Here is a 21,843-nt window from a genome sequence, read left to right as displayed (position 1 = left end):
CGGCGATGTCGCACGGCCCCCTCCGCGCTCCCGTCCTGACGGGGCGCGGAACGGGTGACCGAGCACGGCCGGGCTCCCGCTCCAGATGCAGCGGCCCCACCGGTGATCCGCCCGGTGGGGCCGCTGCGGCGCCCTGGTTCCCAATGGCTCGAAGCCGGAATCCGGATTGCCGCCGGGCCGGAACCCGCGACCATGGAAGCTGGCGAGGAAATGGCTGGAGTCGAGCTCTCCGAGGAATCCCTTCCCGACTTCCATGAAAGGTTCCTGGGATTCGAGGACGGCGTCGTCTCCCGCATCTCCATCGTCCTCCCGAGGGACGGCAATGCCGGCCGGACCGTCGAGGTGGAGGTCCAGGCCATGGAGGAGACGAGTCCGGGAGGCGAAGGAGGGCGCGCCCAGCAGGTCGAATGGAGGCTGGTGAGGATCGCCATGCACGGCATCGATGCCTATCGGCTCACCGAGACCCATCGGTACCCCCTGCAGGTTCTCTCCGACGGTTTGAAGATCGGCTTCGCCGGCGGCTTCTTCGTGCTCGACCTGGACCCGGGGCCGGACGAGTGGTCGGCGCGGGCGATCCACGACACGGCGAACAGCTACTCCAAGCAGTACGTCGTTTCGCAGCGTTGCTCGTTCGAGGTCCTGGACGGTCCCTTCATCTAGCGCTCCCCGTCGACCGTCCCTGAGCGCTGGACCGCAGGGCCCGGATCCGCCGGGCGCATCCGGGTCCGTCGGTGGGCGGAAGCGGGACCTTCGGCCCCCGTCCGGGGCGGTTGCCGACTTCTAGTGTTTGGCCCATGGAGAGCGGGACGAGGGCGGGCGACTCCGGTGCCCCCTGTAACACCGGGTTCCCACCCGGCGCCAGGCCTGGCCTCATCCACTCACCCGACTCCCACCGTCCGATGCACAGCGCGTCCCGCACCATCCGACCCGCACCGCCCGGAACCCGTGGAGGACACCATGCATGACCGGACCGCCGAGTGGCTCGCCGCCGTGAAGGCCGACCTCGGCATCGACCTCGACCTCGACATCACCGAACTGCTCGCCATGACCAGGGTCGTCGCCCACGGCGTCGCCCGGCCCGCGGCCCCGCTGACCGCGTTCCTGGTCGGCTACGCGGCCGCCCGTGCCGGCGGCGACGAGGCGGCGGTCCTGGAGGCCAACCGCCACGCCGCCGAGCTGGCCGACCGCTGGACGGCGATCGAACGGCACGAAGACCTGCAGCCCGTGTGACCCTGCTGATCCTTACCGCCCCCGCCGGGCAGGGCACGCCGCACCCGTGCGGCGTGCCCGGGCGCGCCCGTGACGCCCCTTCCGTTCACCGGTCCGGCCGTGGTCCGAGGCCCGGCCCGCTATCCGGCGGCCAGTTCGGCGGCGAAGCGCTCGGCGGCCTCCGCCAGGCCGCGCGCGTACTGGTCGAGGTGGGCGTGGTCCCCCAGGAAGCGGCGGGCGGCGGCGAGGTCGCCGTCCAGCAGCTCGGTGACGAGCACCAGGGCGTCGGCGGGGTACATGTAGTGATTGGTCAGCCAGCGCTGGACCGCGGGCATGCCCTCGCGGGCCAGGACCTCCCGTTGCCCCTCGATGACGGGTGCGAGCCAGCGCGCGCGCAGCGCGTACTCGCCAGGGCCCGCGAAGGTGGTGGCGAGTCCGGCCAGCAGTTCGGCCGGGTACTGCTCGACCGGTCCGGTGAAGTCGGGGTAGTCCTTGGCGAACTCCGACCAGTCGGCTTCGAGTTCGGCGATCCTCCCGGGGAGCAGCGGCCACCGGGCGTAGCCCGCATCGGACCGGGTGAAGACCTCGCGCAGCAGGTCGTAGGACATTTCGGCGGTGCGCGAGAGCAGAACGGCGTCGTAGAGGTCCTTGCCCTGCGGATGGGAGTCGAAGATCAGCCAGAGGATCTTCCAGGCGAGCGAGAGCTCCGGCGTCGCGGCGAGCAGCGGGCCGTCGACGCCGGGCAGGTCGCAGGGCCGCGGCGCGGCGGGCAGGTGCTCGGTGAACACGAAGTCCAGCTGGACGGTGCCGCCGGGCAGGTCGGGGGCCGTCCACGGCAGCACCAGCCGGCGCCCGGGGACCCGGCCGTACGTCCAGATGTCGTCATCGACGGCCCGGTCGGCGTGCAGCCGCACCGTGCCGGAGCGCGCCTCGGCGCCGGCGGCGAGCTCGGCGAGCATCCGGCCGGTCCGCTCGTCCTCCAGCAGCCAGTCCCTCGGCTGCACCACGAAGTCCAGATCGCCCGGCTCCCTGGCCTGTTCGCCGTACCAGGCGCGCAGCAGGAAGCTGCCGCGCAGGACGAGGTGCTCCGCCCACGGCGAGGCGGCGACGGCGGACAGGACGGTGCTCAGCGCCTCGCGGCGGGCGGTGAGCCAGCGCTCGGCGAGCCGGGGGTCGTCGAAGACGGGTTCGCTGGGCCGCAGGGCCCGGGCGTAGCCGGCGAGCGCGGGGTCGAAGACCGGCTGCTGGCGCACCGCCTCGTCGTCGATCGGCCGGATGGACCGTGGCAGGTCCCGCTCCTTCCGGACGTCCTCCGGCGGGGGCTGTCCGGGCAGCAGCAGGCCCTGCCACGGCCCGTACTCCAGGCCCTCCCAGGCGAGGGGTTGCTCCTTGGTCATCGGGGATCTCCTTCTGCGGTGCGGTCGTGGTCGGTCAGCCACCCCGCGTCCAGCGCCTCGTCGCTGTCCACGGCGACGAACTCGCGTTCCACGGAGGCGATCAGGTGGCCGTCGGCGGCGAGGTCCGTGAGCAGTGCCTCCAGGCGGTGGCCCGCGGTGGCCAGGCCGACCCGGCGGCACCGCTGGGTGACGAACCACTCGCGGCGGCCGTCCTCGCGCACCCGGCGGGGATTGTGCGAGAGGTGGGCGCCGTGCCGGACGGCGAGTTCGGCGAGGCCGGGCGCCGGGGCGGGCCCGGGCAGCAGCAGTTTGACGTGGTGCTCGAAGTAGCGGGCCGGGCCGTGCGCGGCGGCGTCGCCGTCCTCGGCCGGGACGCCCAGGGCCCACGGAGTGGCCTCGATCTTGGTGCGCAGCACGGCGAACCCGGCCGCGGCCAGCCGCCGCGCTGTTCGGGCGGCCGTCGCGGCGACCTCGTCCAGCTCGCCGGTGGCGCGCAGGGTGAGCATCGGCTGGGAGGGCGACTCGCCGCGGTCGAGCAGGATGTGGGTGAACTTCAGGCCGTGGCCGGCGGCCCAGGCGGCCAGCGCCTCGGCGGCGCCCGGTCGCACGGTGAGGTGCACCTCGAAGTCACCCCGCAGGCCGGGGAGGGCCGGGGCGTCGTCGGGGTGGCGGTCGGTGCGGGTGACGAGCATGACGGCATCCTTGCAGGGGCCTGTGACAACGCTGCCGGGGGGCCGGTGCTCCGACGGTGCGTCAGGCCGGCTGCGGGTGGCCGGCGGAGGCCCGCGCCTCCTCGTCGGCCGTGAGCCGGGGGAGCCCGCGGCCGCCGTCGGTCTCACCCCCCGGCGGAGGAAGTCACCCCCGGTGCCGGCCGGCCGGGAGCGCCTGCCGACCGGGGATACTGGCCGGATGCGTACGTACTCGCCGGTCGCCGCGGTCGTCAACCTGCTGTTGGGGGTGCCGGCCGTGGTGCCGGTCTGGCTGCTGTGGTACTTCGCCGTCAACTGGCCGCTGGAGGCCCTGGGGTGGACGGTGGGGGAGCCGACGGAGAACGACGGCCCGCTGCCGTGGCTGGTCCTCGGCGGACCGGTCGTGCTGGCGTCCGCGGCGCTCTGGTGGCTGGCCAACCAGGGCCTGCGACGGCGCTCCGGCGGCGGCCGGGCGTACTGGCCGGTGAGCGCCGGGCTGACCCTGCTGCCCACCGGCGTGCTCATCGCGATGTCGTAGCGGGGGCGGTCAGCAGCGCGGTGACGGCCGCGAGCAGGGCGGTGGCGCCGGCCAGGAGCAGGACGGTGGAGGGGGTGGTGCGGTCGACGACGGCGCCGCCGAGCAGGGCGGCGATGCCGATGGTGGCCTGGAAGGAGGAGGTGAAGAGCACACCGGCGGCCTCGGGGGCGTGCGGGGCGGCGGCGAGGAACCAGTTGAGGGAGCAGACCGGGACGGCGCCGTAGGCGACTCCCCAGAGCAGCAGCAGGACGGTGGCGCCGGGGCCGGTGGTGCCGAGGACGGGCAGCAGCAGGGTGGCGGCGGCGAGCAGGGCGGCGGCCGTGGTGAACGCGGGTCGCAGGGCGCGGGCGGCGCGGTGGCCGGCGAGCAGGTTGCCGAGCAGGCCGGCGGCGCCGTAGGCGAGCAGCAGACCGCTGATCACGGCCGGTCCGGCGTGGGTGACCTCGGCCAGGAACGGCGTGACGTAGGTGTAGCCGCCGAAGTGGGCGAGGACGATCAGGAACGTCACCAGCAGGCCGGTGCGGGTGCCCCGGCCGGTGAGCAGTCCGCGCAGGACACCGAGGCCGGTGGTGGTGGCCGGCGGGGCCAGCGGGGGCAGGCAGAGCGACAGGGCGGCCAGGACCAGCAGGGTGAGCACGCCCATCGCGGCGAAGGCCGCGCGCCAGCCGGCGAGCGAGCCGAGCAGGACGCCGGCCGGGACGCCGAGGACGGAGCCGAGCGGGACGGCGGTGAAGATCACCGTGTTGGCGCGGGCCTGCCGGTGCGGTGCGACCAGACGCGGGGCGAGTCCCGAGCCGATCGACCAGAAGGCGCCGATGACCAGGCCGAGCGCGACCCGGGCCACCAGCACGGCCGCGTAGACCGGGGCGAAGGCGTTCAGCAGGTCGGCGAGGGCCAGCAGCAGCAGGAGGGCGCGGAGCACGGTGCGGCGGTCGGCGCGGCGGGTCGCCACGGTGACCACCGGCGCGGCCACCGCGGCGACCAGCCCGGGCAGGGTCATCGTCAGCCCGGCGGTGCCGTCGGAGATCCGGAAGGTGGCGCCCATCGGGGTGAGCAGGCCGACGGGCAGGATCTCGGTGGTGACGATGGCGAAGACACCCGCGGTGACGGCGAGGACGGCGGGCCACCCGCCGGTCCGGGACCGGGGCTCCGGCAGGGGTCGCGAGGTGACGGCGGCGGTGCGGGGCATGGCGGCGTTCCTGTCCGGGCGCGGCGGGTGATCGGTGCCCGAAGTCCACCAAGCGGACGGGGGGTTGGGCTGGCGAGAATCGGACGTCAACCGTTCCGGAGGCCGGTTCGCTCCGGCCTGCCCTGGACGGGTGGCTCTCACTGAGAGGTAAAATCGGACCATGAGTGCGGCCGCCCCGGACACGTCCGACACCGCGCTGGGCGAGGAGTTCTCCACCCTCCTCGCCGGCATCCAGCGCCTGGTGCGACGCCGGTTGCGCGAGGGTCTGAGCGAACCGAGGCTGCGCGGCGCGCAGGTCGAACTGCTGCGCCTGGTCGCGGACTTCCCCGGACTGCGGGTCTCGGACGCCGCGGAGGAGCTGTGCCTGGCCGGCAATTCGGTGTCCACCCTGGTCAACCAGCTGGTCGCGCTGGGCCTGCTGCGCCGCGAGGTGGACCCGGGCGACCGCCGGGCGGCGCTGCTGTACGCCACCGACGAGGCCGTCGAACGACTGGCGGCCTGGCGGGCCCGGCGCGAGGCGCTGGTCGGCGAGGTGCTGGCGGGGCTGTCGGCGGACGACCGGGCGGCGCTGGCGGCGGCGCTGCCCGCGCTGCGCGGCGTCGCGGCGGGCCTGCGCGGGCGGGCGGCCGAGCCGGGATGGGTGCCGACGGCCGGAGGGAGAGCCGGGCGATGACCTACGGACCGGACGAGGCGCCGGTGGCGGCGGTGGTCTGCCGCGGCCTGGAGTACACCTTCCACCGCGGCCGGCGGAAGGGCGGGGGCACCAGGGCCGTCGACGGCGTCGACCTGACGGTGCGGGCCGGCGAGGTGTTCGGCCTGCTCGGCCCCAACGGGGCGGGCAAGACCACCACGATCCGGGCTATCACCACCCTGCTGCCCACCGCCTCCGGCATGGTCCGGGTCTTCGGCCACGACGCGGCCCGGCGGCGGGTGGAGGTCCGTCGGCTGCTCGGCTACGTGCCGCAGCAGCTGTCCGCCGAGGCCGGGCTGACCGGGCGGGAGAACGTCTCCCTGTTCGCCCGGGTCTTCGACGTGCCGCGCGCCGAGCGGGCCGCCCGGGTGGCCCAGGCGCTGGCCGCCGTCGACCTCACGGAGGCCGCCGACCGGCTGGCCGGCACCTACTCCGGCGGCATGGTGCGCCGGCTGGAGCTGGCCCAGGCGCTGGTCAGCGCGCCGCGGCTGCTCGTGCTCGACGAACCCACCATCGGCCTGGACCCGATCGCCCGGGCCGGCGTCTGGGAGCGGATCGACGCCGTCCGCCGGGCCACCGGCATGACGGTGCTGGTGACCACCCACTACATGGACGAGGCCGACCGCCACTGCGACCGGGTCGCCCTGATGGACCGCGGCCGGATCCGCGCGCTCGGCACGCCCGGGGAACTGAAGGCCCGGGTCCGCGAGCAGGACCCGCGACTGCCCGACCCCTCGCTGGACGACGTGTTCCGCCACTTCTCGGGCCACGGGCTCTCCCGCGGCGGCCCGGGGGAGGGCGGGGAAGGAGACTTCAACGATGTCCGCCGAACCCGCCGCACGGCCAACCGCGTCGGCTGACGGGCCCGGGGCGGCGCCCGCCCCGCCCGACCTCGGCCTGCTGCTGGTGCCCCCGCCCGCCCGCACCGGCTGGCGGCAGGTGCCGGCCCGGGTCGCGGCGATGTGCGCGGTGGAGCTGCAGAAGCTGCGCCACGACCGCACCGAGGTGTACACCCGGGCGGTCCAGCCCGCGCTCTGGCTGCTGATCTTCGGCCAGACCTTCACCCGGCTGAAGGCGATCCCGACCGGGGGCATCCCGTACCTGGACTACCTGGCCCCCGGGATCATCGCCCAGTCCGCGATGTTCGTCGCGATCTTCTACGGCATCATGATCATCTGGGAGCGCGACTCCGGCGTCCTCACCAAACTGCTGGTCACCCCGACCCCGCGGGCCGCGCTGGTGACCGGCAAGGCGTTCGCCGCCGGGGTGAAGGCGGTGCTGCAGGCCGCCGTGGTGGTGGTGCTCGCGGCGCTGCTGGGAGTCGCGTTGACCTGGAACCCGCTGCGGCTGCTGGGCGTGGTGGCGGTGGTGGTGCTCGGCTCGGCCTTCTTCTCCTGCCTGTCGATGACCATCGCCGGCATCGTGCTGACCCGCGACCGGCTGATGGGCATCGGTCAGGCGATCACCATGCCGTTGTTCTTCGCCTCCAACGCCCTCTACCCGGTGGACCTGATGCCCGGCTGGCTGCAGGCGGTCAGCCGGGCCAACCCGCTCAGCTACCAGGTGGACGCGTTGCGCGGGCTGCTGATCGGCACGCCCTCGCACCTGCTGCTGGACTTCGGCGTGCTCGTACTGGCGACGGTCCTCGGCATCGCGGCCTCCTCCGCCCTGCTCGGCCGCCTCGCGCGGTGATCACCGGGTGGCCGCCGCGGGTCGGCGGGTCGGCGGGTGATCGGGGCCGCGCGGGGGGCCGGAGAGCTTCGCGGGGTTGCGCACGACGTACACGACGTAGCGGGCGGTGACGGCTGCCACGCGCCCGCCGCGCTCGCCGCCACGGCGGCGCGGCAGGCGGGCCGACCGGCGGGAGCGGTCGGCCACCGGGTCCGGTGGATCAGATCCGGTCGGCCGACCACGCCGGGTCGCGGCCGGTGAGGGCCAGCAGGAGGTCCTCGGCGTCGGCGCCCGGCGGTGCGGCGCGCGGCGGGTCGAACCGGCCGGAGCCGGCCAGGTCGCGGTAGCCGCGGAACTCGGCGAGCGCGTACCGGGCGGCGCCGGGCGGCATCCGCCCGCGCTCGCCCAGCGCCCGGGAGAGGTCCCAGCCGTGCACTACGGTCTCGGCGGTCAGCTCCCGGGCGTACCCGCCGGCGTCCCGAAGGCCGTACGGCAGGCGCACCAGGAAGTCGGGCGCTCCGGGGCGGTTGAGCGCGCGCAGGGCGCTCTGCACGGCCATCGTCCACACGCCCAGCGGGTTGCGGCCGAGCACATCGCCCTCGAAGCGGTGGCCGAGCTGCTCCGGGGTGTAGCCGGCGACCGCCTGGCACACCCACAGGTGCTGGGCCGCCAGATGGTTGACCAGCGTGCGCACGTCCCAGTCGCGGCACGGGGTCGGCGCCGTCCAGAGGTCCTCGGACACCGAGCGCAGCAGCCGGGCCGTTTCGGCTCCGGCGGCCGCGTACTGTGCGCGGACCTCGGCGTGGAATCCGGGTGGGTGGGGACAATCCATCGCCGGGCCTCCGTCTCCTGCCCTGCTCACTCCCAGTAAACCGCTACGGCGTGTGACCCGCCAGGGGGAGTGGGAACCCGTTCCGCCGGGGATCTCCGTCCACCGGCGCCGCCCGCCGTCACCGAACGTGGCGTCGATGAGGCGCTCTGGTGAAGCGCGGGGGCGCGACTGTAGTGTCCACGCCATGACGACCGCCCGGCGCCGGCTCGCCCTCACCGCGACCCTCATCGGCGCTCTCGCCGCCACCGTCCTCCCCGCCACCGCGGCCACCGCCGCCACCGCGCAGCCGGCCCGGCCGTCCTGTCGGACCGTCGACTCCGCGCCGCTCGACCGGGAGCAGGCGCGCACCGCGGATCCGCGGACCGTCGCCCTCACCGAACGCGGGGGCCTCGGCGACTTCGTCCGCCGCTTCCCCGCCGCGCTCTGCGGCGCGCGCGGCGCCGCGGGGGCGGGCCGGATCGTCGACGCCTGGGGCGAGGCGCTCTGGCGGGCCGGCGTCGACCGCGCCCAGAGCCGTCGCCCCGGCGGCGACCTGCCGGCCGCCGACGACCGTCCGCTGTACTGGACCAGGGTTGCCATGACCGTCCAACTCACCCGCTGGCAGCCGGACTTCGCCGTCGACGCGGCGGCCCTGCGGCAGCGCTTCGAGGACGCCTCGCGCGGCCTGGCCGACAGTGGCTTCGGCGCCCGCCCCGGGGTGCGCCGGATCCTCGTGAGCGGCTTCGACCCCTTCGGTCTGGACGCCGAGCCGCGCCGCGCCAACCCCTCGGGCTCGGCGGTCCTGCAGCTCGACGGACGGCGGATCACCCTCGCCGACGGCACCCCCGCCGAGATCCAGGCGGTGGTGTTCCCGGTCCGCTACGGCGACTTCGACCGGGGCATCGCCGAGCGCGCCTTCGGCCCCCGGCTCGCCCCCGGCCACCGCTCGGCCGACCAGATCACCACCATCAGCCAGGGCTACCCCGGACTCTTCACCCTGGAGGCCTGGGCCGGCCGCGCCCGCTCCGCCGACCCCTACCCCGACAACGCCGGCGTGCTCTCCGGCGGCACCCGCGATCACCCCGTCACGGCCCCCGGGCTCGGCCCCGGCGCGGAGTTCATCGCCACCAGCCTGCCCGCCGGGCCGATGACGGCCGTTCAGCAGCCCTTCCCGGTCAAGCTGAACACCACCGTCACCGAGATCCCCGCCGGGGCGACCGCTCCCGTCGACCGGGCGGACGGCCCGACCCCCGGCTCCCGCGCGGTCGCGGGCGGCGGCGGGGGCTACCTCTCCAACGAGGTCGCCTACCGCAGCAACCGGCTGCGCCTGGAACTCGCCCCGCAACTGCCCGGCGGCCATCTGCACACCCCCGTGCTGACCGGCCTTCCGGAGCGGACGGACGAGCTCACCGGGCCGGTCTTCGAGCAGAACGAGGCCGCCATCGGCGGCGAGGTGCTGGAGATCCTGCGGCACTCGGTGCGCTGACGAGGAGACGCGGCGGGGCCGAGGTCCGGGCTCCGGCGCCATGCCCCCCCGGCCGGCACCCTCGGCATCCCCGGCGTCGCCGGTATTCCCCGCCGAGGGGTGCCGGACGAGTGCCCGCCCGGCCGTCGCGCGACCGGAGGTTTTCCGGTTCGCGGGGCGCCCTGGAGGACAAATACCGCCGATTTGGTACAAGGTGTCCACTGCATGAGCATGGGCCTGCGCTCCACCGAGCGAGCAGGACCAGAAAGGCACCACACCCTCATGCAGACCAGCCCGGCCGTGACCCGGCAGGCACCCACGGCGCAGCCGTCCCCTGCGCAGCCGCTCCCCGGGCAGCCGTCCCCCGGGCCGTCGTCCCCGCCCCCGGCGCCGTCACCCCGGTCCGCCGTCCGCCGCTTCGGCCTGCCGACCGCGACCGCCCTGGTGATGGGCAACATCATCGGCGGCGGCATCTTCATGATCCCCGCCGCGGTCGCCCCGTACGGGACGGTCAGCCTGCTCGCCTTCGCCGTGCTCACCGTCGGCGCCATCACGCTGGCCCTGGTCTTCGGACGGCTGGCGCGCCGCGACCCGCGCACCGGCGGCCCCTACGTCTACGCACGCGAGGCCTTCGGCGACTTCGCCGGATTCGTGGCCGCCTGGTCCTACTGGATCACCACCTGGGTCAGCAACGCCGCGCTCGCCGTCGCCGCCGTCGGCTACCTCGCCGTGCTGTGGCCGGCCGTCGGCCACTCCACCGCGCTCGCCCTCGGCTGCGCGCTGGCCGTCCAGTGGCTGCCCGCGCTCGCCAACCTGGCCGGCACCCGGTACGTGGGCGCCGTCCAACTCGTGGCCACCGTCCTCAAGTTCATCCCGCTGGCGATCGTCGCGGTGGCCGGGCTCTGCTCCTTCGACCCGGCGAACCTCGGCCCCTTCGACGCGACCGGCCAAGGCTGGCTCGGCGGGATGACGGCCTCCGCCGCGCTCCTGCTCTTCAGCTACCTCGGTGTGGAGTCGGCCGCGATGAGCGCGGGCCAGGTCCGCGACCCGGAGCGCAACGTCGGCCGGGCCAGCGTGCTCGGCACCGCGGGAGCCGCCGTCGTCTACCTGCTCGGCACGCTCGCCGTTTTCGGCACCGTCGCCCACGAGCGGCTGATCCACTCCGCCGCGCCGTTCTCGGACTCCGTGAACGCCGTCTTCGGCGGCTCCTGGGGCGGTACGGCCGTCGCCGTCGCCGCCCTGGTCTCGATGACCGGCGCGCTCAACGGCTGGACCCTGCTCTCCGCCCAGGCCCCGTACGCCGCCGCCAAGGACGGCCTGTTCCCCGCCGTCTTCGCCAAGGAACGCCGCGGAGTGCCGGTCGTCGGCGTGCTGACCGGCGTCACCCTCGCCTCGCTGCTCACCGTCCTCGACTTCGCCTCCGGCGCCAAGGCCGCCTTCGACACCCTGGTGCTGGTCACCACCTTCACGGCGACCGTCCCCTACCTGCTCTCCAGCGCCGCCCAGCTCCGCTGGCTGCTGGCCGGCGACCGCGACCGGGTCGCCCCGACCCGCCTGGTCCGCGACCTCACCCTCGCCCTCGGCGCCTTCGCCTTCTCCGCCTGGCTCGTCGCCGGCGCCGGCTACCAGGCCGTCTACCAGGGCGTCCTCTTCCTGCTCGTCGGCGTCCTCGTCCACACCGTCCGCACCGCCCGCACCGCCCGCCGCCGGGCCTGACGACAACGGCACGACGCCGAGGCCCGCGCCGTCCGGTGCGGGCCTCACGACGTTCCCGGGGCGCGCGTCGGGCGGGGAGGGCGTCCGGGGCCGCGGCGAGCGCCCCCCGCGCCGACCGACGCCTCCCGGCCGACCGGCGTCTCCGTGCCGACCGGTGCCCCCCGGCCGACGCGATCGTCTCGGCGGGGCCGTACGGATGTCAGCGCCATCCGCTAGCTTCGCGATCACCAACCGGAGCGGGCGGAGGAGGGCGTCATGACCGGTCCCACGAACGGGACGATCGAGTGGGACGAGGTGAGCGCGCTCATCGCCTCACGGGTGCCGGAGGCGGTGGTCGACCGGCTGTCGACCGTGCCCGCCGACGAGCTGAGCCATCTGCGCACGCCGCTGCGCCGGCTCCGCACCGAGCTGCTGCGCGAGCTCTCCTCGGGCGACCCGCGGCGCTACTCCGCCGCGTACGACCAGCTCGCCGCCCTGCAGTTCGCCGGGGTCCTCTCCGCCGCCACCCCGGCGGAGGCCCTGGACTGGCTCACCGCGCGCCGGCTGCTCTCCGTCACCCGGCCGCTGCCCGGCGGCGGCTCCACCGATGCCGACGCCCGGGACCTCCTGCTGGTCCTGCTGCTGCCGCACCGCGGCGCGGCGTTCCAGCGTGAACTGGCGGTCCGGCTCGCCGAGTGGCTGCCCGCGCGCGGCGACGCCTCCCGCTGGCTGATCACCCACGGCCTCGCCGTCTGGTCCGGCGCCGAGGTTCCCGCCACCGACGGCTATCTGATCGGCTGGCTGCGTGAGGGCACCCTGATGCGCTACGACCACCAGGAGATCGGCGAGTGGTTCGCCGATCAGGGCCTGCGCCCGCCGGTGCCGCACCACGACACGCTGCTCTCCTGGCTGCGCGCCCAGCCCAGGCTCGCCGAGTTCGTCCGCCGACTGTTCGAGTTCCCGGACGTCGGCTCCGAGTTCACCGATCCCCACGCCGCCCGCTTCGGACCGGACAACGAGTGGCCCAAGGCGCTCGCGGCCCTGGCGGGCGAGGGGGTGCTCGACCGCGCCGAGCTGATCGACCGCTGCCTCGGCCGCCTGCTGCGCGGCGACCGGCCCGGCAACCTGCGCGGCTTCCTGCGGCTGTACGCGGAGCTGGCCCCCGACCCGGAGGAGGTCGCCGCCCGGGCCCGCGACCACGTCCGGCTGGCCGTCGACGGCGCGCCGACCGCCGCCAAGGCCGCCCAGGCGGCGCTGCGGTCGGTGGACACCCGGCTCGCCGCCGAGCTGTTCACCGAGCTGACGGCCGGGATCCTGGCCCGTCCGGAGAAGACGCTCGCCACCGTCCAACTGAGCTGGGCCGACGCGGCGCTGCGCCGCGACCCGGCCGGGGCCGACGAGCTGCTGCCCGCCCTCGCCGTGGCCTTCGCCCACCCGGCGCCCGCGGTCCAGGAACGCGCCCTGCGCCTCGTCGCCCGCCACCTGCCCGACGCCGCCGATCCGGCGGTGGCGGAGGCCGTGCGCGCCGCCGCCACCGCCCTCGGCCCCGCCCTGCGGTCGGACGCGCACGAGCTGCTGGCGGCCGCGCCCGCGACGGCCGAACCCTCCGTGGCGGTGGGGCCCGGTCGGGCCGCCGCTCTTCCGCCCGCGCCGGGCGGGCCGTTCGAGCTCGCCGAGCGGTTGTCCGCGGTGCTGGCCGACCGGACGCCCGACCCCGGGGAGTTCGAGGTGGTGCTGGCCGCCCTGGTCGCCGAGCACCACCGCGACCGGGCGGCCCTCGCCGACGCGCTCGCTCCGCTCGCCCGGGGCCGCGGCGGGGATCCGGTCCTCCTCGCGGGCATCGGCAGCGTCGGGGGCGCGCTGGGCTGCCTGCTCGACGCCCTGACCGGCCGCGAGCACCGGTCCGCCGCGCTCGGCGCCGAACTGCTCGCCCTCCGGGACCCGTTCCGCGGCCCCGCCCTGATCCCCGCGCTCCGCATCTTCGAAGCGGCGTGCGGCGTGGCCGACGCGCCGATACCGGTGCTCCTCGCCACCCCCACCGCCGCGGACGGCACCCTCGATCCGTCCGTGCTGACCGAACGGCTCGCGGCCCACCGGGCGGCCGGTGCCCGCCCCTGGCCCGCCGATCTGGCCCAGGCGCTGCTCCGGGTGCCGCCGCCCGCGCTGCCGGCGGTCCGTGCGGCGGCGGCCGGACTCGGCTGCGACCTGCCGCCCGACACACCGCCGCCCGCACCCGAGGGCTTCCACGTCCAACCCCCGGACCGGCCCGAGCGGGTCGACCCGAACGACTGGACCCCGCCGACGGCCCCGCGCATCGCCCCGCTCGCCCCCGCCCCGGCCGTGTCCGAGGGGGTGATCGGACTGCTCCACGCACTACCCGACCCCACCCGGGTCGGGTGGTGCGCGGCCGTGTTCCCGACGTCGGTCGGCCAGCTCGCCCAGCTGCCCTGGCTGGCGCCCTGGGACCCGGAGACCGTCGCCGCGCACGGCCTGCCCACCCTGGCGCTCCAGGTGTCCGATCCCGGCCCCCGCGAACCCAACTCCCTGTTGCCCCGGCTCGCGGAACTCCCGGGCGAACCGGGCCCGGTGAGCCATCTCCTGCTCGCCTACGGGATGACCGCCGCCCGGGCCGAGCACCGCACCGCGGCCCTGGACGCCCTGCTGGCGCTTGTCGCCCGCGGACGACTGCGGCCGGAGGCGCTCGGCGAGTGGCTGGCGGCGCTGTGGCGGCTGTCCGTCGCCAAGCCGAACCGGATCATGCCCGTGCTCACCGACGCCGCCCGCAGCGGCGCGAGCCGGCAGGTGTTCGCCGTGCTCGCCGCGATGCTCACCGACCTCGCACCCGACCCCGCGCGCCGCGGACTGCCGGCCGTCCTCACCCTCGCCGCCGACTGCGCGGCCGCCGAGGGCATCCGCACCACCGTCCCCGCCCTCGACGCCCTGACCGCCCCCACGGCGCCCCGCCGCCTCCGGGCGGAGGCGACCCGCCTGGCCGGGGTCCTCGCCCGCTGACCGCGCCGGGCGGGGCCGTCCGGGATGCGCGCGGTCCGGTTCGCCGGTGGGTGTGTTGGCGGTGTGTCGGGCCGGCCGGCGCCCGTGACCGCTGCCCGCCCCTCCCCGGGCCGAAGCGGACCCGGGCGGTGTCCTGTCGGTCCCGTCGTCAGGCGTTCGCTGAGGGGCGGCTGCCGGGCGTGGTCCCCGCCGCGGAGCGGTACCGGCCACTGGCCGGCGGCGGTCCGGGGGTCTGGCCGGCGGCGGTCCGGGGGCCCGGCCGGCGGCGGGGTGCTGCGCCGCAGGTCGGGGGCCGGATGGCAGGTACAGGGTAGGGGTGGGTCCAGCCCCACCCCGAAGAGTGAGGCGGGGTGGATTCCGCCTCGATCGTGTCCGTCCTAGCGTTGCCTCGGGTCGCCCGGAGGGGGTGGGCCGGGTGCGGGTGGGAGGGTGCGGTGCGAGGAGCGGTGCGGGTGGAGGGCGAGGGTGTGCCGGCCCTGCGGCTGATGGGGCTGAGCAAGCGGTTCGGGTCCCACCGGGCGGCGGACGGGGTGGAGCTGACCGTGCCGAGCGGATCGTTCTACGGGCTGGTCGGGCCGAACGGCGCGGGCAAGACGACCTCGCTGTCGATGGCGGTGGGGTTGCTGCGTCCGGACGCGGGCCGGGCGGAGGTGTTCGGAGTCGACGTGTGGGCCGATCCGCTGCGGGCCAAGGCGCTGGTCGGCGTGCTGCCCGACGGCCTGGCGCTGCCGGAGCGGCTGACCGGCCGGGAACTGCTGCGGTACCTGGGCCGGCTGCGCGGCCTGGACGGGCGGACGGTGGACAGCCGGACCGAGGAGCTGCTGGTCGTGCTGGAGCTGGCGGATGCGGCCCGGACGGCGGTGATCGACTACTCCACCGGGATGCGCAAGAAGATCGGCCTGGCCACCGCGCTGCTGCACGCGCCCTGGCTACTGGTTCTGGACGAGCCCTTCGAGGCGGTCGACCCGGTGTCGGCGGCGACGGTCCGCACGATCCTGCAGCGGTTCGTCGCGGCGGGCGGTTCGGTGGTGCTCTCCAGCCATGTGATGGCCCTGGTCGAGAGCCTCTGCGACCACGTCGCGGTGATCGCCCGGGGCCGGGTGGCGACCGCCGGGCCGGTGGCCGAGGTGCGGGGCGGGCGGGCTCTGGAGGACGTGTTCGTCGAGCTGGTCGGCGCCCGGACCGGGGGAAAGGAGGGGCTGGAATGGCTGGCCTCCTGACGGTTCCGCCGGCGGCGGGCGGCCGTGTGGCGATCACCGTGCTCACCGGCATGAAGGCGACCGTCCTTCGGCGGTCGATGTCCGGCCCGCGCGCCGCCGGGCTGGTCGTCGGCACGGTGTGCGGCGGGGCGGGGGCGGTCGGCACCGCGCTGCTCGGCTTCGCGGACTACGCCACCCCGGAGGCCGGTTTCGGCGTCCTGGCGCTGGCCCAGCTGCTGTGGAGCCTGGGGTGGGCGCTCGGGCCGCTGGTCACCGGCGGCGACTCCACCCTGCGGCCGGCCTGGTTCGCGATGGTGCCGATGCGCCCGCGCAGTCTGGCCGTCGGGCTGCTCGGCGCCGCCTTTGTCGGGGTCACCCCGGTGCTCGCCCTGGTGGCCTTCGGCGGGCTGCTCGCCTACGGCGTCCGCCAGGGGCCGGCGGCGGCGGTGGTCGCGGTGCCCGCCGTGCTGCTCCAGCTGCTCTTCGTGGTGGTGCTGGCGAAGTTCACCCCACAGGCGCTGGGCGGGGTGCTGCGCTTCCGCCTCGGCTGGGAGCTGTCCGCGCTACTGGTCGGCCTGGTGATGGCCGGCCTGAACTCCGGGTGGTTCGCGATCGGCTTCCTGGTCCGGCTCGGCACCGGTGACTGGGCGGCCGGGGCGCGGACCGCGGTGCGGGTGCTGCCCTCGGGCTGGGCGGTGGTCGCGGTGGACGCGGCCCGCCGCTCGGACTGGCCGACGGCCGCCGCCGCGCTCGGCGCCCTGGCCGCCGTGTGCGGGCTGCTGCTGGCGGCCTGGGCGGCGCTGCTCTCCCGGCAGTTGGTGCGCGGCCGCACCGGCCGCCCCCACCGGTCCGCCGCCCGCCCCGGGGCGCGGAACCGGCTGCTCCCCGACACCCCGGCGGGCGCGGTCCTGGCCAAGGAACTGCTGCTCTGGCGGCGCGACCCGCGCCGGGCCCGGTTCCTGCGGACGGCGCTCTGGACGGGCGTGTTCACCGGCCTGCTCCCCCTGCTCGACGGCTTCGCCCAGCTACTGCCGTGGACGGGGGTGGTCGCCGCGGTGTTCGCCGGAGCGTTCTGCGTCAACCTGTACGGCCTGGATGCGGGCGCGCTCTGGCTGACGCTGGTGGTGCCGGGCGCGGAACGGGCCGACGTCCGGGCCCGGCAGGCCGCCTGGCTGCTGGTCACCACCCCGGTGGCGGTGCTGCTGACGCTTGCCGCGCTCCCGGTCACCCCGGGTGCCGTCCGGCCGTGGGTGTTCGCGGTGCTGCCGGCCGTGCTCGGCGCGGCGGCCGGGCTGATCCCGCTGATGGCGGTGCTCGGCGCCGCCCCGTCGCCCGACCGCCCCGGCGGCGGCCCGCTGGACGACCTCGCCGACGAGAGCGCCGAACACGTCCGCGCCCAGGGCCTGGCGGCGTTCTGGCTGCAACTGCTCGCGGCGCTGCCCGCGGCCGGCGTGGTGCTGGCCGGCACCCTGCTGTCCAGCGCCCCGCTGCGCTGGGCCGGGGTGCCGGCGGGCCTGCTCACCGGCGCGCTGTACACGTGGGGGCTGGGCCGCGCGGCCGGGCGCCGGCTGGAGGCGCGCGGCCCGGAGCTGCTGGACGTGCTGCGGAAGGGGCTGCGCCGCACCCCGGAGTCCGCGAGGCCTGCGGGGTCGGCGGACACGAGGGGTGCCGTTCCGTCGGCGGCCGGACTCTCCCGCGGACGCTCGGCGGCGGTCGGCCTGCTGACCACCGGCGGCATCCTGCTGATCGCGCCGCAGGGGCTGGTGGCGCTCGCCCTGTCGCTGTTCGCGCCCTCCGTGCGCAGCTGGTTCCTCGTGCTCTACCTGCCCCGGGCGCTCGGGATACCGCTGGCGCTGGCGTTCGCCCTGCTCGGCGCGTTCTGCCTGCGGACGGCGTACCGGCTGAACCGGCCCGAGCAGCCGGACCGCCTCGACCGCACCGACCACAGCGACCGCACCGGCCGCCCCGACCGCCGGGCCCCGTCGGCGGAGCTGGGATCATGACGGGGCGACGGACCGTCACCCGGGCGGGGCCGCACCCGCACAGGACGACCGACCAGCGACCGGAGGCCCGGTGAACCGCACGCTCCCCGCCGCCCGCGCCGACCGGCCCAGCGACAAAGACCGGCCCAGCCACACCGACCGGCCGAGCCGCGTCGTCGCCCTCGGCCGGCTGCTGGTGCTGACGGCGGTCGTCCCCGCCGAACTGGTGCTGCTGGTGGTCGTCATCGGCAGCTTCGTGCTCTGGTTCGGCCTCGGGATCTTCGTCCTGTTCCCCCTCACCACCCGGCTCGCCCGCGCGGCCACCGGCCTCGCCCGGGCCTACGCCGGCCACTGGTCGGGGGTGCCGGTGCCACCGCCGTACCTGCCGCGCCCGGGGCTCGAACGCACCTTGCACGGCTGGTTCTGGACCGGCCACGACTACCACAAGAACCGCTGGTTCGCGAGCGTCGCCCGCAACATCCGCTGGCTCTGGAAGGATCCGGCGACCTGGCGCGACGTGCTCTGGGTGGTGCTGAACCCGGTGGTCGGCGGGGTGCTCGCCGCCACCCCGCCGCTGCTGCTCGGCGTCGGCCTGTACGCCCTCGCGGGCACCGTCCTGCCGCTGCCCGGCCCGGACCTCGGCCCGGAGCCCGGTCCGCTCCGGGCCCTGTTCGACGGCCGGCCCGTCCCCGCCCTCACCCCCGCACTCACCCTCGCCCTCGGCCTCGCGGGTGCCGCCGCCGGCCCGGCGCTGGCCCGGCCGGCGCTGCGCCTGCACGGCCGCTGGACGCACGCGCTGCTCGGCCCCACCGAACGCTCCCGCCTCGCCCTGCGGGTCGAGCAGCTGACCGAGACCCGGCTGGACGCCACCGAGGCGCAGGCCGCCGAGCTGCGCCGGATCGAGCGCGACCTGCACGACGGCGCCCAGGCCCGGCTGGTCGCGGTGAGCCTGCGGCTGGGCGCGGTCGCCGCGCTGATCGACCGCGATCCGGCCCGGGCGAGGACGGTGGTGACGGAGGCACAGGAGAACGTCACCCAGGCCCTCCAGGAACTGCGCGACCTGGTCCGCGGCATCCACCCGCCGGTACTCGCCGAGCGCGGCCTGGCCGAGGGGCTGCGCGCCCTGGCCCTGGACGTGCCGCTGCGCGTCGAGGTGCGGGCCGAGCTGCCCGGCCGGGCTGAGTCCCCGGTCGAGTCGGCGGTCTACTACGCGGTCAGCGAGGCCCTGACCAACGCGGTCAAGCACGCCGGCGCGCGGCACGCCGCGGTGGAGCTGCTCCACGTGGACGGCCTGCTGCGCGCCGAGGTCACCGACGACGGCCGGGGCGGCGCCGACCCCGGCCGGGGCTCCGGACTGAGGGGCATCCAGCGCAGGCTCGCCGCGTTCGACGGTACGCTCACGCTGATCAGCCCCCCGGGCGGGCCGACCCGGCTGACCATGGAGCTACCGTGCGCGTTGTCCTCGCCGAGGACCTCTACCTCCTGAGGGACGGTCTGTCCCTCCTGCTCACCGCCCACGGGCACGAGATCGTCGCGGCGGTGGGCAGCGGCCCCGAGCTCGCCGCCGCGCTGGCCGAGCACCGCCCGGACGTCGCGGTGGTCGACGTCCGGCTGCCGCCCACCTTCACCGACGAGGGCCTCCAGGTCGCCCTCGCCGCCCGCCGCGCCCGGCCGGGCCTGCCGGTCCTGGTGCTCTCCCAGCACGTCGAGCAGCTGTACGCGCGGGAACTGATCGCCGACGGCGCCGGGGCGGTCGGCTACCTGCTCAAGGACCGGGTGGCCAACGCCGCGCAGTTCATGGACGCGCTGCGCACCGTCGCCTCCGGCGGCACCGTGATGGACCCGCAGGTGATCACCCGGCTGCTCGCCCGCAACGCCGACGACCGGCCGCTGGCGCTGCTCACCCCGCGCGAGCGGGAGGTGCTGGCGATGATGGCCGAGGGGCGCTCGAACACCGCCATCGCCCAGCGGCTGCACTTCAGCGAGGGCGCGGTCAGCAAGCACACCTCCAGCATCTTCGCGAAGCTGGGCCTCGGCGCCTCCGACGACGACAACCGCCGGGTGCTCGCCGTCCTCGCCTACCTCGACGGCACGCGGTGACACGCGTTCGCTCGCGCCCTAGTTCGACGGCACGCGGTCCGTGGCCCGACGCGGCGCCGACGGGGTGGCGCTGCGGCGGGCGACCGGGCGCAGGCCCAGCCGGTGCGCGACCGCGACGGCGAGCCCCGCCAGGAGCGAGACCAGGTGTCCCACGGCGGCGACCTCGCCGTCCGTGACACCGCCGAGCAGGGTGGGCGCCGCCACCGCGAGCATCAGCAGCCAGAGTGCCCGCGACCACACCGGGCGGGCCCGACAGGCCGCCACCGCCAGCGCCGCGACCACCACGTAGGAGGGGCCGGTGTCCAGGGCGTGCGCCGCCTCGGGCGGCAGCGCGCCGTGGTCGATCCGCCACCGGACCAGACCCTCGGTCAGCGCGGTCGCCACCACGTGTACCAGGGCCAGCAGCGCCACCGCCCGCCGGCCGCCGAGCGCCCCGACCACCGCGAAGACGGACAGCGCGAACACCGGCCAGATCCAGACGGTGTCCTGCGGGACGAACGCCGACACCGTCAGCGAGCCGACCGGGTGGCCGTCCGGCCAGGGGCGCAGATTGTCCAGGTCGGTCGACGCCCACTCGCGCAGCGCCAGCACCCGCTCGGCCGGCAGCAGCCGCAGCACCGGCCACATCGCGGCCAGCGCGCTCACGTACCAGAACGCCGGATTGCGCAGCAGCCGCGCACCCACGCCGGGGCCCTACCGGCCGCGGCGCGGCGTCCGCGCCCCGCGGGTCAGCACCGTGCCCACGGTGAGCACCACCGCACCGGCGGCCAGCACCCCGCCCCGGGAGCGCCAGGACAGCACCGACCAGCGCGAGTTCGCGGAGAGCAGCGAGCCGACGCTCAGCCACGATCCGGCCGACAGCACGGAGACCGCCGATCCGGCCGAGCCGATGGACAGGAAGCTGCCGGCCGACCCGATCGAGAGCACCGACCCGACCGACCCGATGGACAGGACCGATCCCACCGACCCGATGGACAGCACGGAGTCCTTGGAACACGCCGCCCACCCGGGCGCGCGGGCGGCCGTGGCGGTCGTTGACGAGCAATCACGAGACTTGGACACGCCCTGATCGTATGCCGCGTCGGCGGCCGGTCACCCGCCGACGTGGGCCGGCAGGCCGTCCGCCACCGGGTACGGCCGCTCGTCGGGCAGCAGCAGCCGCGCGGCCTCCGGCTCGCCGTCGCGCAGATGGCCGTGGATCCGCCGTACGAGCGGCGTGACGTCGGTGACGGACACCGTCCACTCGTCCGCGTACCGCCGCGCCGCCTCGCCCGCCAGTCCGAGCTGCAGCGAGCGGTGGGGCAGCGGCCGCAGGTGCAGGTCGCGCTCGGGGTCCCACGGCACCCGGGCGGGCGCCCGCGGACGGGTCGCGCGATGCAAGGTCATATACAGTGAAAGCCTTCGATTTGCAGGCCTTCGCGCCCTGTGGAACCATAATCCATAAGCATTCAGCGAATCGAACACCGGAAAGTGAAGGATCATGTCGGACGGCGCGCGCGTCATCGTCGGAGTCAGCGGATCGTTGCACAGCCTGACCGCCCTGCACCGGGCGGCGGACGAGGCACGCGACCGGGGCGCCGTTCTGGTGCCGGTACTGGCCTGGACGCCCGCCGGCGGTGAGTACAACTACCGGCTGCGCCCCTGCCCGCCGCTGCTCCGCGCCTGGCAGGGCATGGCCGACGCGCGCCTGGAGCAGGCCCTGGACGAGGCGTTCGGCGGGCTCCCGGCCGGCATCCGGGTGGAGCCCCAGGTGGTGCGCGGCGAGGTCGGCCCGGTGCTGACCTCGCTGGCCGACCGGCCGGACGACCTGCTGGTGGTCGGCGCGGGCCGGCACGGCGCCCTGCGCACGACGGTGCGCCGCCTGTTCCAGGGCGGATCGGTGAGCCGCTACTGCCTCACCCACGCCCGCTGCACCGTGCTGGCCGTCCCGCCGTCCGACCTCCAGGACGACCTGCGCGCCCTGCGCCGCGGCGTGGACCTGCGCGAGCTCGCGGACCTCGTCGCGGCCTGAGCCGCCTGAGTCGCCTGAGCCGCGTGAGTCGCGTGAGCCGGGCCGGCGGCCCGGCGGCGCACCCCGCCCCCCACACGAAACCGGGGTCGGGTGCCGCCCCCCCCCCCCCCCACAACCGCCCCCCCCCGCGGGCACCGCCCCCCCCCACAGCCCGCGCGGGGCGGGGGCCGGCCCCCCCGACCGG

Annotated in this window: 20 protein-coding genes and 1 pseudogene; 15 read left to right on the top strand and 6 right to left on the bottom strand. The window is 76.1% G+C overall.

All coding sequences use genetic code 11. The features are described from left to right. Positions 1 to 54: 54 nt before the first annotated feature. A complete protein-coding gene (locus ACFU9E_RS11500; protein WP_380714922.1) occupies positions 55 to 660 on the top strand; it encodes a hypothetical protein in 606 nt (201 codons plus the stop codon). A gap of 297 nt (positions 661 to 957) precedes the next feature. After that, entirely contained in the window at positions 958 to 1,230 is a 273-nt protein-coding gene (locus ACFU9E_RS11495) for a DUF6457 domain-containing protein (RefSeq protein ID WP_380682602.1), read from the top strand. Positions 1,231 to 1,349: 119 nt separating this feature from the next. Here ACFU9E_RS11495 and ACFU9E_RS11490 read toward each other — a convergent pair whose 3' ends face one another. Next, positions 1,350 to 2,606: a nucleotidyl transferase AbiEii/AbiGii toxin family protein gene (locus ACFU9E_RS11490; RefSeq protein ID WP_380682601.1), complete on the bottom strand. Its 1,257-nt coding sequence runs from the start codon at positions 2,604 to 2,606 to the stop codon at positions 1,350 to 1,352. Then, on the bottom strand, positions 2,603 to 3,298 hold the full coding sequence (locus tag ACFU9E_RS11485; RefSeq protein WP_380682599.1) for a hypothetical protein: 696 nt from the start codon (positions 3,296 to 3,298) through the stop codon (positions 2,603 to 2,605). Before ACFU9E_RS11485 ends, ACFU9E_RS11490 begins: the two co-directional genes overlap by 4 nt. 217 nt (positions 3,299 to 3,515) lie before the next feature. On the opposite strand from ACFU9E_RS11485, the gene ACFU9E_RS11480 reads away from it, so the two are divergent. Then, positions 3,516 to 3,833: a hypothetical protein gene (locus ACFU9E_RS11480; protein WP_380682598.1), complete on the top strand. Its 318-nt coding sequence runs from the start codon at positions 3,516 to 3,518 to the stop codon at positions 3,831 to 3,833. On the opposite strand, the gene ACFU9E_RS11475 is transcribed toward ACFU9E_RS11480, so the two are convergent. After that, complete coding sequence (locus tag ACFU9E_RS11475) at positions 3,817 to 5,022, bottom strand: MFS transporter (protein WP_380682597.1); 1,206 nt, start codon at positions 5,020 to 5,022, stop codon at positions 3,817 to 3,819. The genes ACFU9E_RS11480 and ACFU9E_RS11475 overlap by 17 nt on opposite strands. Before the next feature lie 160 nt (positions 5,023 to 5,182). Between ACFU9E_RS11475 and ACFU9E_RS11470 the strand changes: the two genes are divergently transcribed. The 3 genes from ACFU9E_RS11470 to ACFU9E_RS11460 are packed head-to-tail and all read left to right on the top strand — an operon-like array spanning position 5,183 to position 7,405. Beyond that, entirely contained in the window at positions 5,183 to 5,695 is a 513-nt protein-coding gene (locus ACFU9E_RS11470; protein ID WP_380682596.1) for a MarR family winged helix-turn-helix transcriptional regulator, read from the top strand. Next, entirely contained in the window at positions 5,692 to 6,573 is an 882-nt protein-coding gene (locus ACFU9E_RS11465; protein ID WP_380682595.1) for an ATP-binding cassette domain-containing protein, read from the top strand. The genes ACFU9E_RS11470 and ACFU9E_RS11465 overlap by 4 nt, the downstream gene beginning before the upstream one ends. Beyond that, the gene (locus ACFU9E_RS11460; protein ID WP_380682594.1) at positions 6,533 to 7,405 is read left to right on the top strand and encodes an ABC transporter permease; all 873 of its coding nucleotides are present in this window, start codon (positions 6,533 to 6,535) and stop codon (positions 7,403 to 7,405) included. Before ACFU9E_RS11465 ends, ACFU9E_RS11460 begins: the two co-directional genes overlap by 41 nt. A 199-nt stretch (positions 7,406 to 7,604) precedes the next feature. On the opposite strand, the gene ACFU9E_RS11455 is transcribed toward ACFU9E_RS11460, so the two are convergent. Next, positions 7,605 to 8,216, bottom strand: a complete 612-nt coding sequence (locus tag ACFU9E_RS11455) for a TIGR03086 family metal-binding protein (protein WP_380682592.1) — start codon at positions 8,214 to 8,216, stop codon at positions 7,605 to 7,607. 184 nt (positions 8,217 to 8,400) lie between these two features. Here ACFU9E_RS11455 and ACFU9E_RS11450 point away from each other — a divergent pair, with 184 nt between their 5' ends. The 7 genes from ACFU9E_RS11450 to ACFU9E_RS11420 all read left to right on the top strand — a co-directional run bounded on the left by ACFU9E_RS11450 (position 8,401) and on the right by ACFU9E_RS11420 (position 19,648). Further along, a complete protein-coding gene (locus tag ACFU9E_RS11450; protein WP_380682591.1) occupies positions 8,401 to 9,681 on the top strand; it encodes a pyroglutamyl peptidase in 1,281 nt (426 codons plus the stop codon). A 261-nt stretch (positions 9,682 to 9,942) separates the two neighbouring features. Next, complete coding sequence (locus ACFU9E_RS11445) at positions 9,943 to 11,376, top strand: amino acid permease (RefSeq protein ID WP_380682605.1); 1,434 nt, start codon at positions 9,943 to 9,945, stop codon at positions 11,374 to 11,376. Between the two features lie 255 nt (positions 11,377 to 11,631). Beyond that, positions 11,632 to 14,367, top strand: coding sequence for a DUF6493 family protein (locus ACFU9E_RS11440; RefSeq protein ID WP_380682589.1), 2,736 nt, complete (start codon positions 11,632 to 11,634; stop codon positions 14,365 to 14,367). Between the two features lie 485 nt (positions 14,368 to 14,852). Then, a complete protein-coding gene (locus ACFU9E_RS11435; protein ID WP_380682604.1) occupies positions 14,853 to 15,587 on the top strand; it encodes an ABC transporter ATP-binding protein in 735 nt (244 codons plus the stop codon). Next, complete coding sequence (locus ACFU9E_RS11430; protein ID WP_380682588.1) at positions 15,572 to 17,569, top strand: hypothetical protein; 1,998 nt, start codon at positions 15,572 to 15,574, stop codon at positions 17,567 to 17,569. The genes ACFU9E_RS11435 and ACFU9E_RS11430 overlap by 16 nt, the downstream gene beginning before the upstream one ends. 70 nt (positions 17,570 to 17,639) lie before the next feature. Then, positions 17,640 to 19,034, top strand: coding sequence for a sensor histidine kinase (locus tag ACFU9E_RS11425; protein ID WP_380682587.1), 1,395 nt, complete (start codon positions 17,640 to 17,642; stop codon positions 19,032 to 19,034). Further along, positions 18,998 to 19,648, top strand: a complete 651-nt coding sequence (locus ACFU9E_RS11420) for a LuxR C-terminal-related transcriptional regulator (protein WP_380682586.1) — start codon at positions 18,998 to 19,000, stop codon at positions 19,646 to 19,648. The genes ACFU9E_RS11425 and ACFU9E_RS11420 overlap by 37 nt, the downstream gene beginning before the upstream one ends. A gap of 18 nt (positions 19,649 to 19,666) precedes the next feature. On the opposite strand, the gene ACFU9E_RS11415 is transcribed toward ACFU9E_RS11420, so the two are convergent. Continuing rightward, the gene (locus ACFU9E_RS11415) at positions 19,667 to 20,332 is read right to left on the bottom strand and encodes a rhomboid-like protein (RefSeq protein WP_380682585.1); all 666 of its coding nucleotides are present in this window, start codon (positions 20,330 to 20,332) and stop codon (positions 19,667 to 19,669) included. A 61-nt stretch (positions 20,333 to 20,393) separates the two neighbouring features. Here ACFU9E_RS11415 and ACFU9E_RS11410 point away from each other — a divergent pair, with 61 nt between their 5' ends. Continuing rightward, positions 20,394 to 20,717, top strand: a complete 324-nt coding sequence (locus ACFU9E_RS11410; RefSeq protein ID WP_380682584.1) for a hypothetical protein — start codon at positions 20,394 to 20,396, stop codon at positions 20,715 to 20,717. A 23-nt stretch (positions 20,718 to 20,740) separates the two neighbouring features. Here the strand turns inward: ACFU9E_RS11410 and ACFU9E_RS11405 are convergent. Beyond that, positions 20,741 to 21,007 (bottom strand): annotated as a pseudogene (locus tag ACFU9E_RS11405) (DUF4291 family protein); the annotation flags it as partial. A gap of 121 nt (positions 21,008 to 21,128) precedes the next feature. Between ACFU9E_RS11405 and ACFU9E_RS11400 the strand changes: the two are divergent. Continuing rightward, complete coding sequence (locus ACFU9E_RS11400; protein WP_380682583.1) at positions 21,129 to 21,659, top strand: universal stress protein; 531 nt, start codon at positions 21,129 to 21,131, stop codon at positions 21,657 to 21,659. Positions 21,660 to 21,843: the final 184 nt, after the last annotated feature.

Origin of the sequence: Kitasatospora sp. NPDC057595 (genome assembly GCF_042800875.1) — a bacterium.
Classification (GTDB): Bacteria; Actinomycetota; Actinomycetes; order Streptomycetales; family Streptomycetaceae; genus Kitasatospora.
Note: the sequence above shows the minus strand (reverse complement) of the source record. Positions and strands in the feature narration are given on the sequence as shown.

Bases quoted from the DNA above. Each gene is read 5' to 3' on its own strand.
- ACFU9E_RS11400 (WP_380682583.1), top strand. From the start codon at position 21,129: ATGTCGGACGGCGCGCGCGTCATCGTCGGAGTCAGCGGATCGTTGCAC.
- ACFU9E_RS11435 (WP_380682604.1), top strand. From the start codon at position 14,853: ATGGGGCTGAGCAAGCGGTTCGGGTCCCACCGGGCGGCGGACGGGGTG.
- ACFU9E_RS11455 (WP_380682592.1), bottom strand. From the start codon at position 8,216: ATGGATTGTCCCCACCCACCCGGATTCCACGCCGAGGTCCGCGCACAG.
- ACFU9E_RS11440 (WP_380682589.1), top strand. From the start codon at position 11,632: ATGACCGGTCCCACGAACGGGACGATCGAGTGGGACGAGGTGAGCGCG.
- ACFU9E_RS11495 (WP_380682602.1), top strand. From the start codon at position 958: ATGCATGACCGGACCGCCGAGTGGCTCGCCGCCGTGAAGGCCGACCTC.
- ACFU9E_RS11470 (WP_380682596.1), top strand. From the start codon at position 5,183: ATGAGTGCGGCCGCCCCGGACACGTCCGACACCGCGCTGGGCGAGGAG.
- ACFU9E_RS11490 (WP_380682601.1), bottom strand. From the start codon at position 2,606: ATGACCAAGGAGCAACCCCTCGCCTGGGAGGGCCTGGAGTACGGGCCG.
- ACFU9E_RS11450 (WP_380682591.1), top strand. From the start codon at position 8,401: ATGACGACCGCCCGGCGCCGGCTCGCCCTCACCGCGACCCTCATCGGC.
- ACFU9E_RS11480 (WP_380682598.1), top strand. From the start codon at position 3,516: ATGCGTACGTACTCGCCGGTCGCCGCGGTCGTCAACCTGCTGTTGGGG.
- ACFU9E_RS11485 (WP_380682599.1), bottom strand. From the start codon at position 3,298: ATGCTCGTCACCCGCACCGACCGCCACCCCGACGACGCCCCGGCCCTC.
- ACFU9E_RS11445 (WP_380682605.1), top strand. From the start codon at position 9,943: ATGCAGACCAGCCCGGCCGTGACCCGGCAGGCACCCACGGCGCAGCCG.
- ACFU9E_RS11460 (WP_380682594.1), top strand. From the start codon at position 6,533: ATGTCCGCCGAACCCGCCGCACGGCCAACCGCGTCGGCTGACGGGCCC.
- ACFU9E_RS11430 (WP_380682588.1), top strand. From the start codon at position 15,572: ATGGCTGGCCTCCTGACGGTTCCGCCGGCGGCGGGCGGCCGTGTGGCG.
- ACFU9E_RS11465 (WP_380682595.1), top strand. From the start codon at position 5,692: ATGACCTACGGACCGGACGAGGCGCCGGTGGCGGCGGTGGTCTGCCGC.
- ACFU9E_RS11475 (WP_380682597.1), bottom strand. From the start codon at position 5,022: ATGCCCCGCACCGCCGCCGTCACCTCGCGACCCCTGCCGGAGCCCCGG.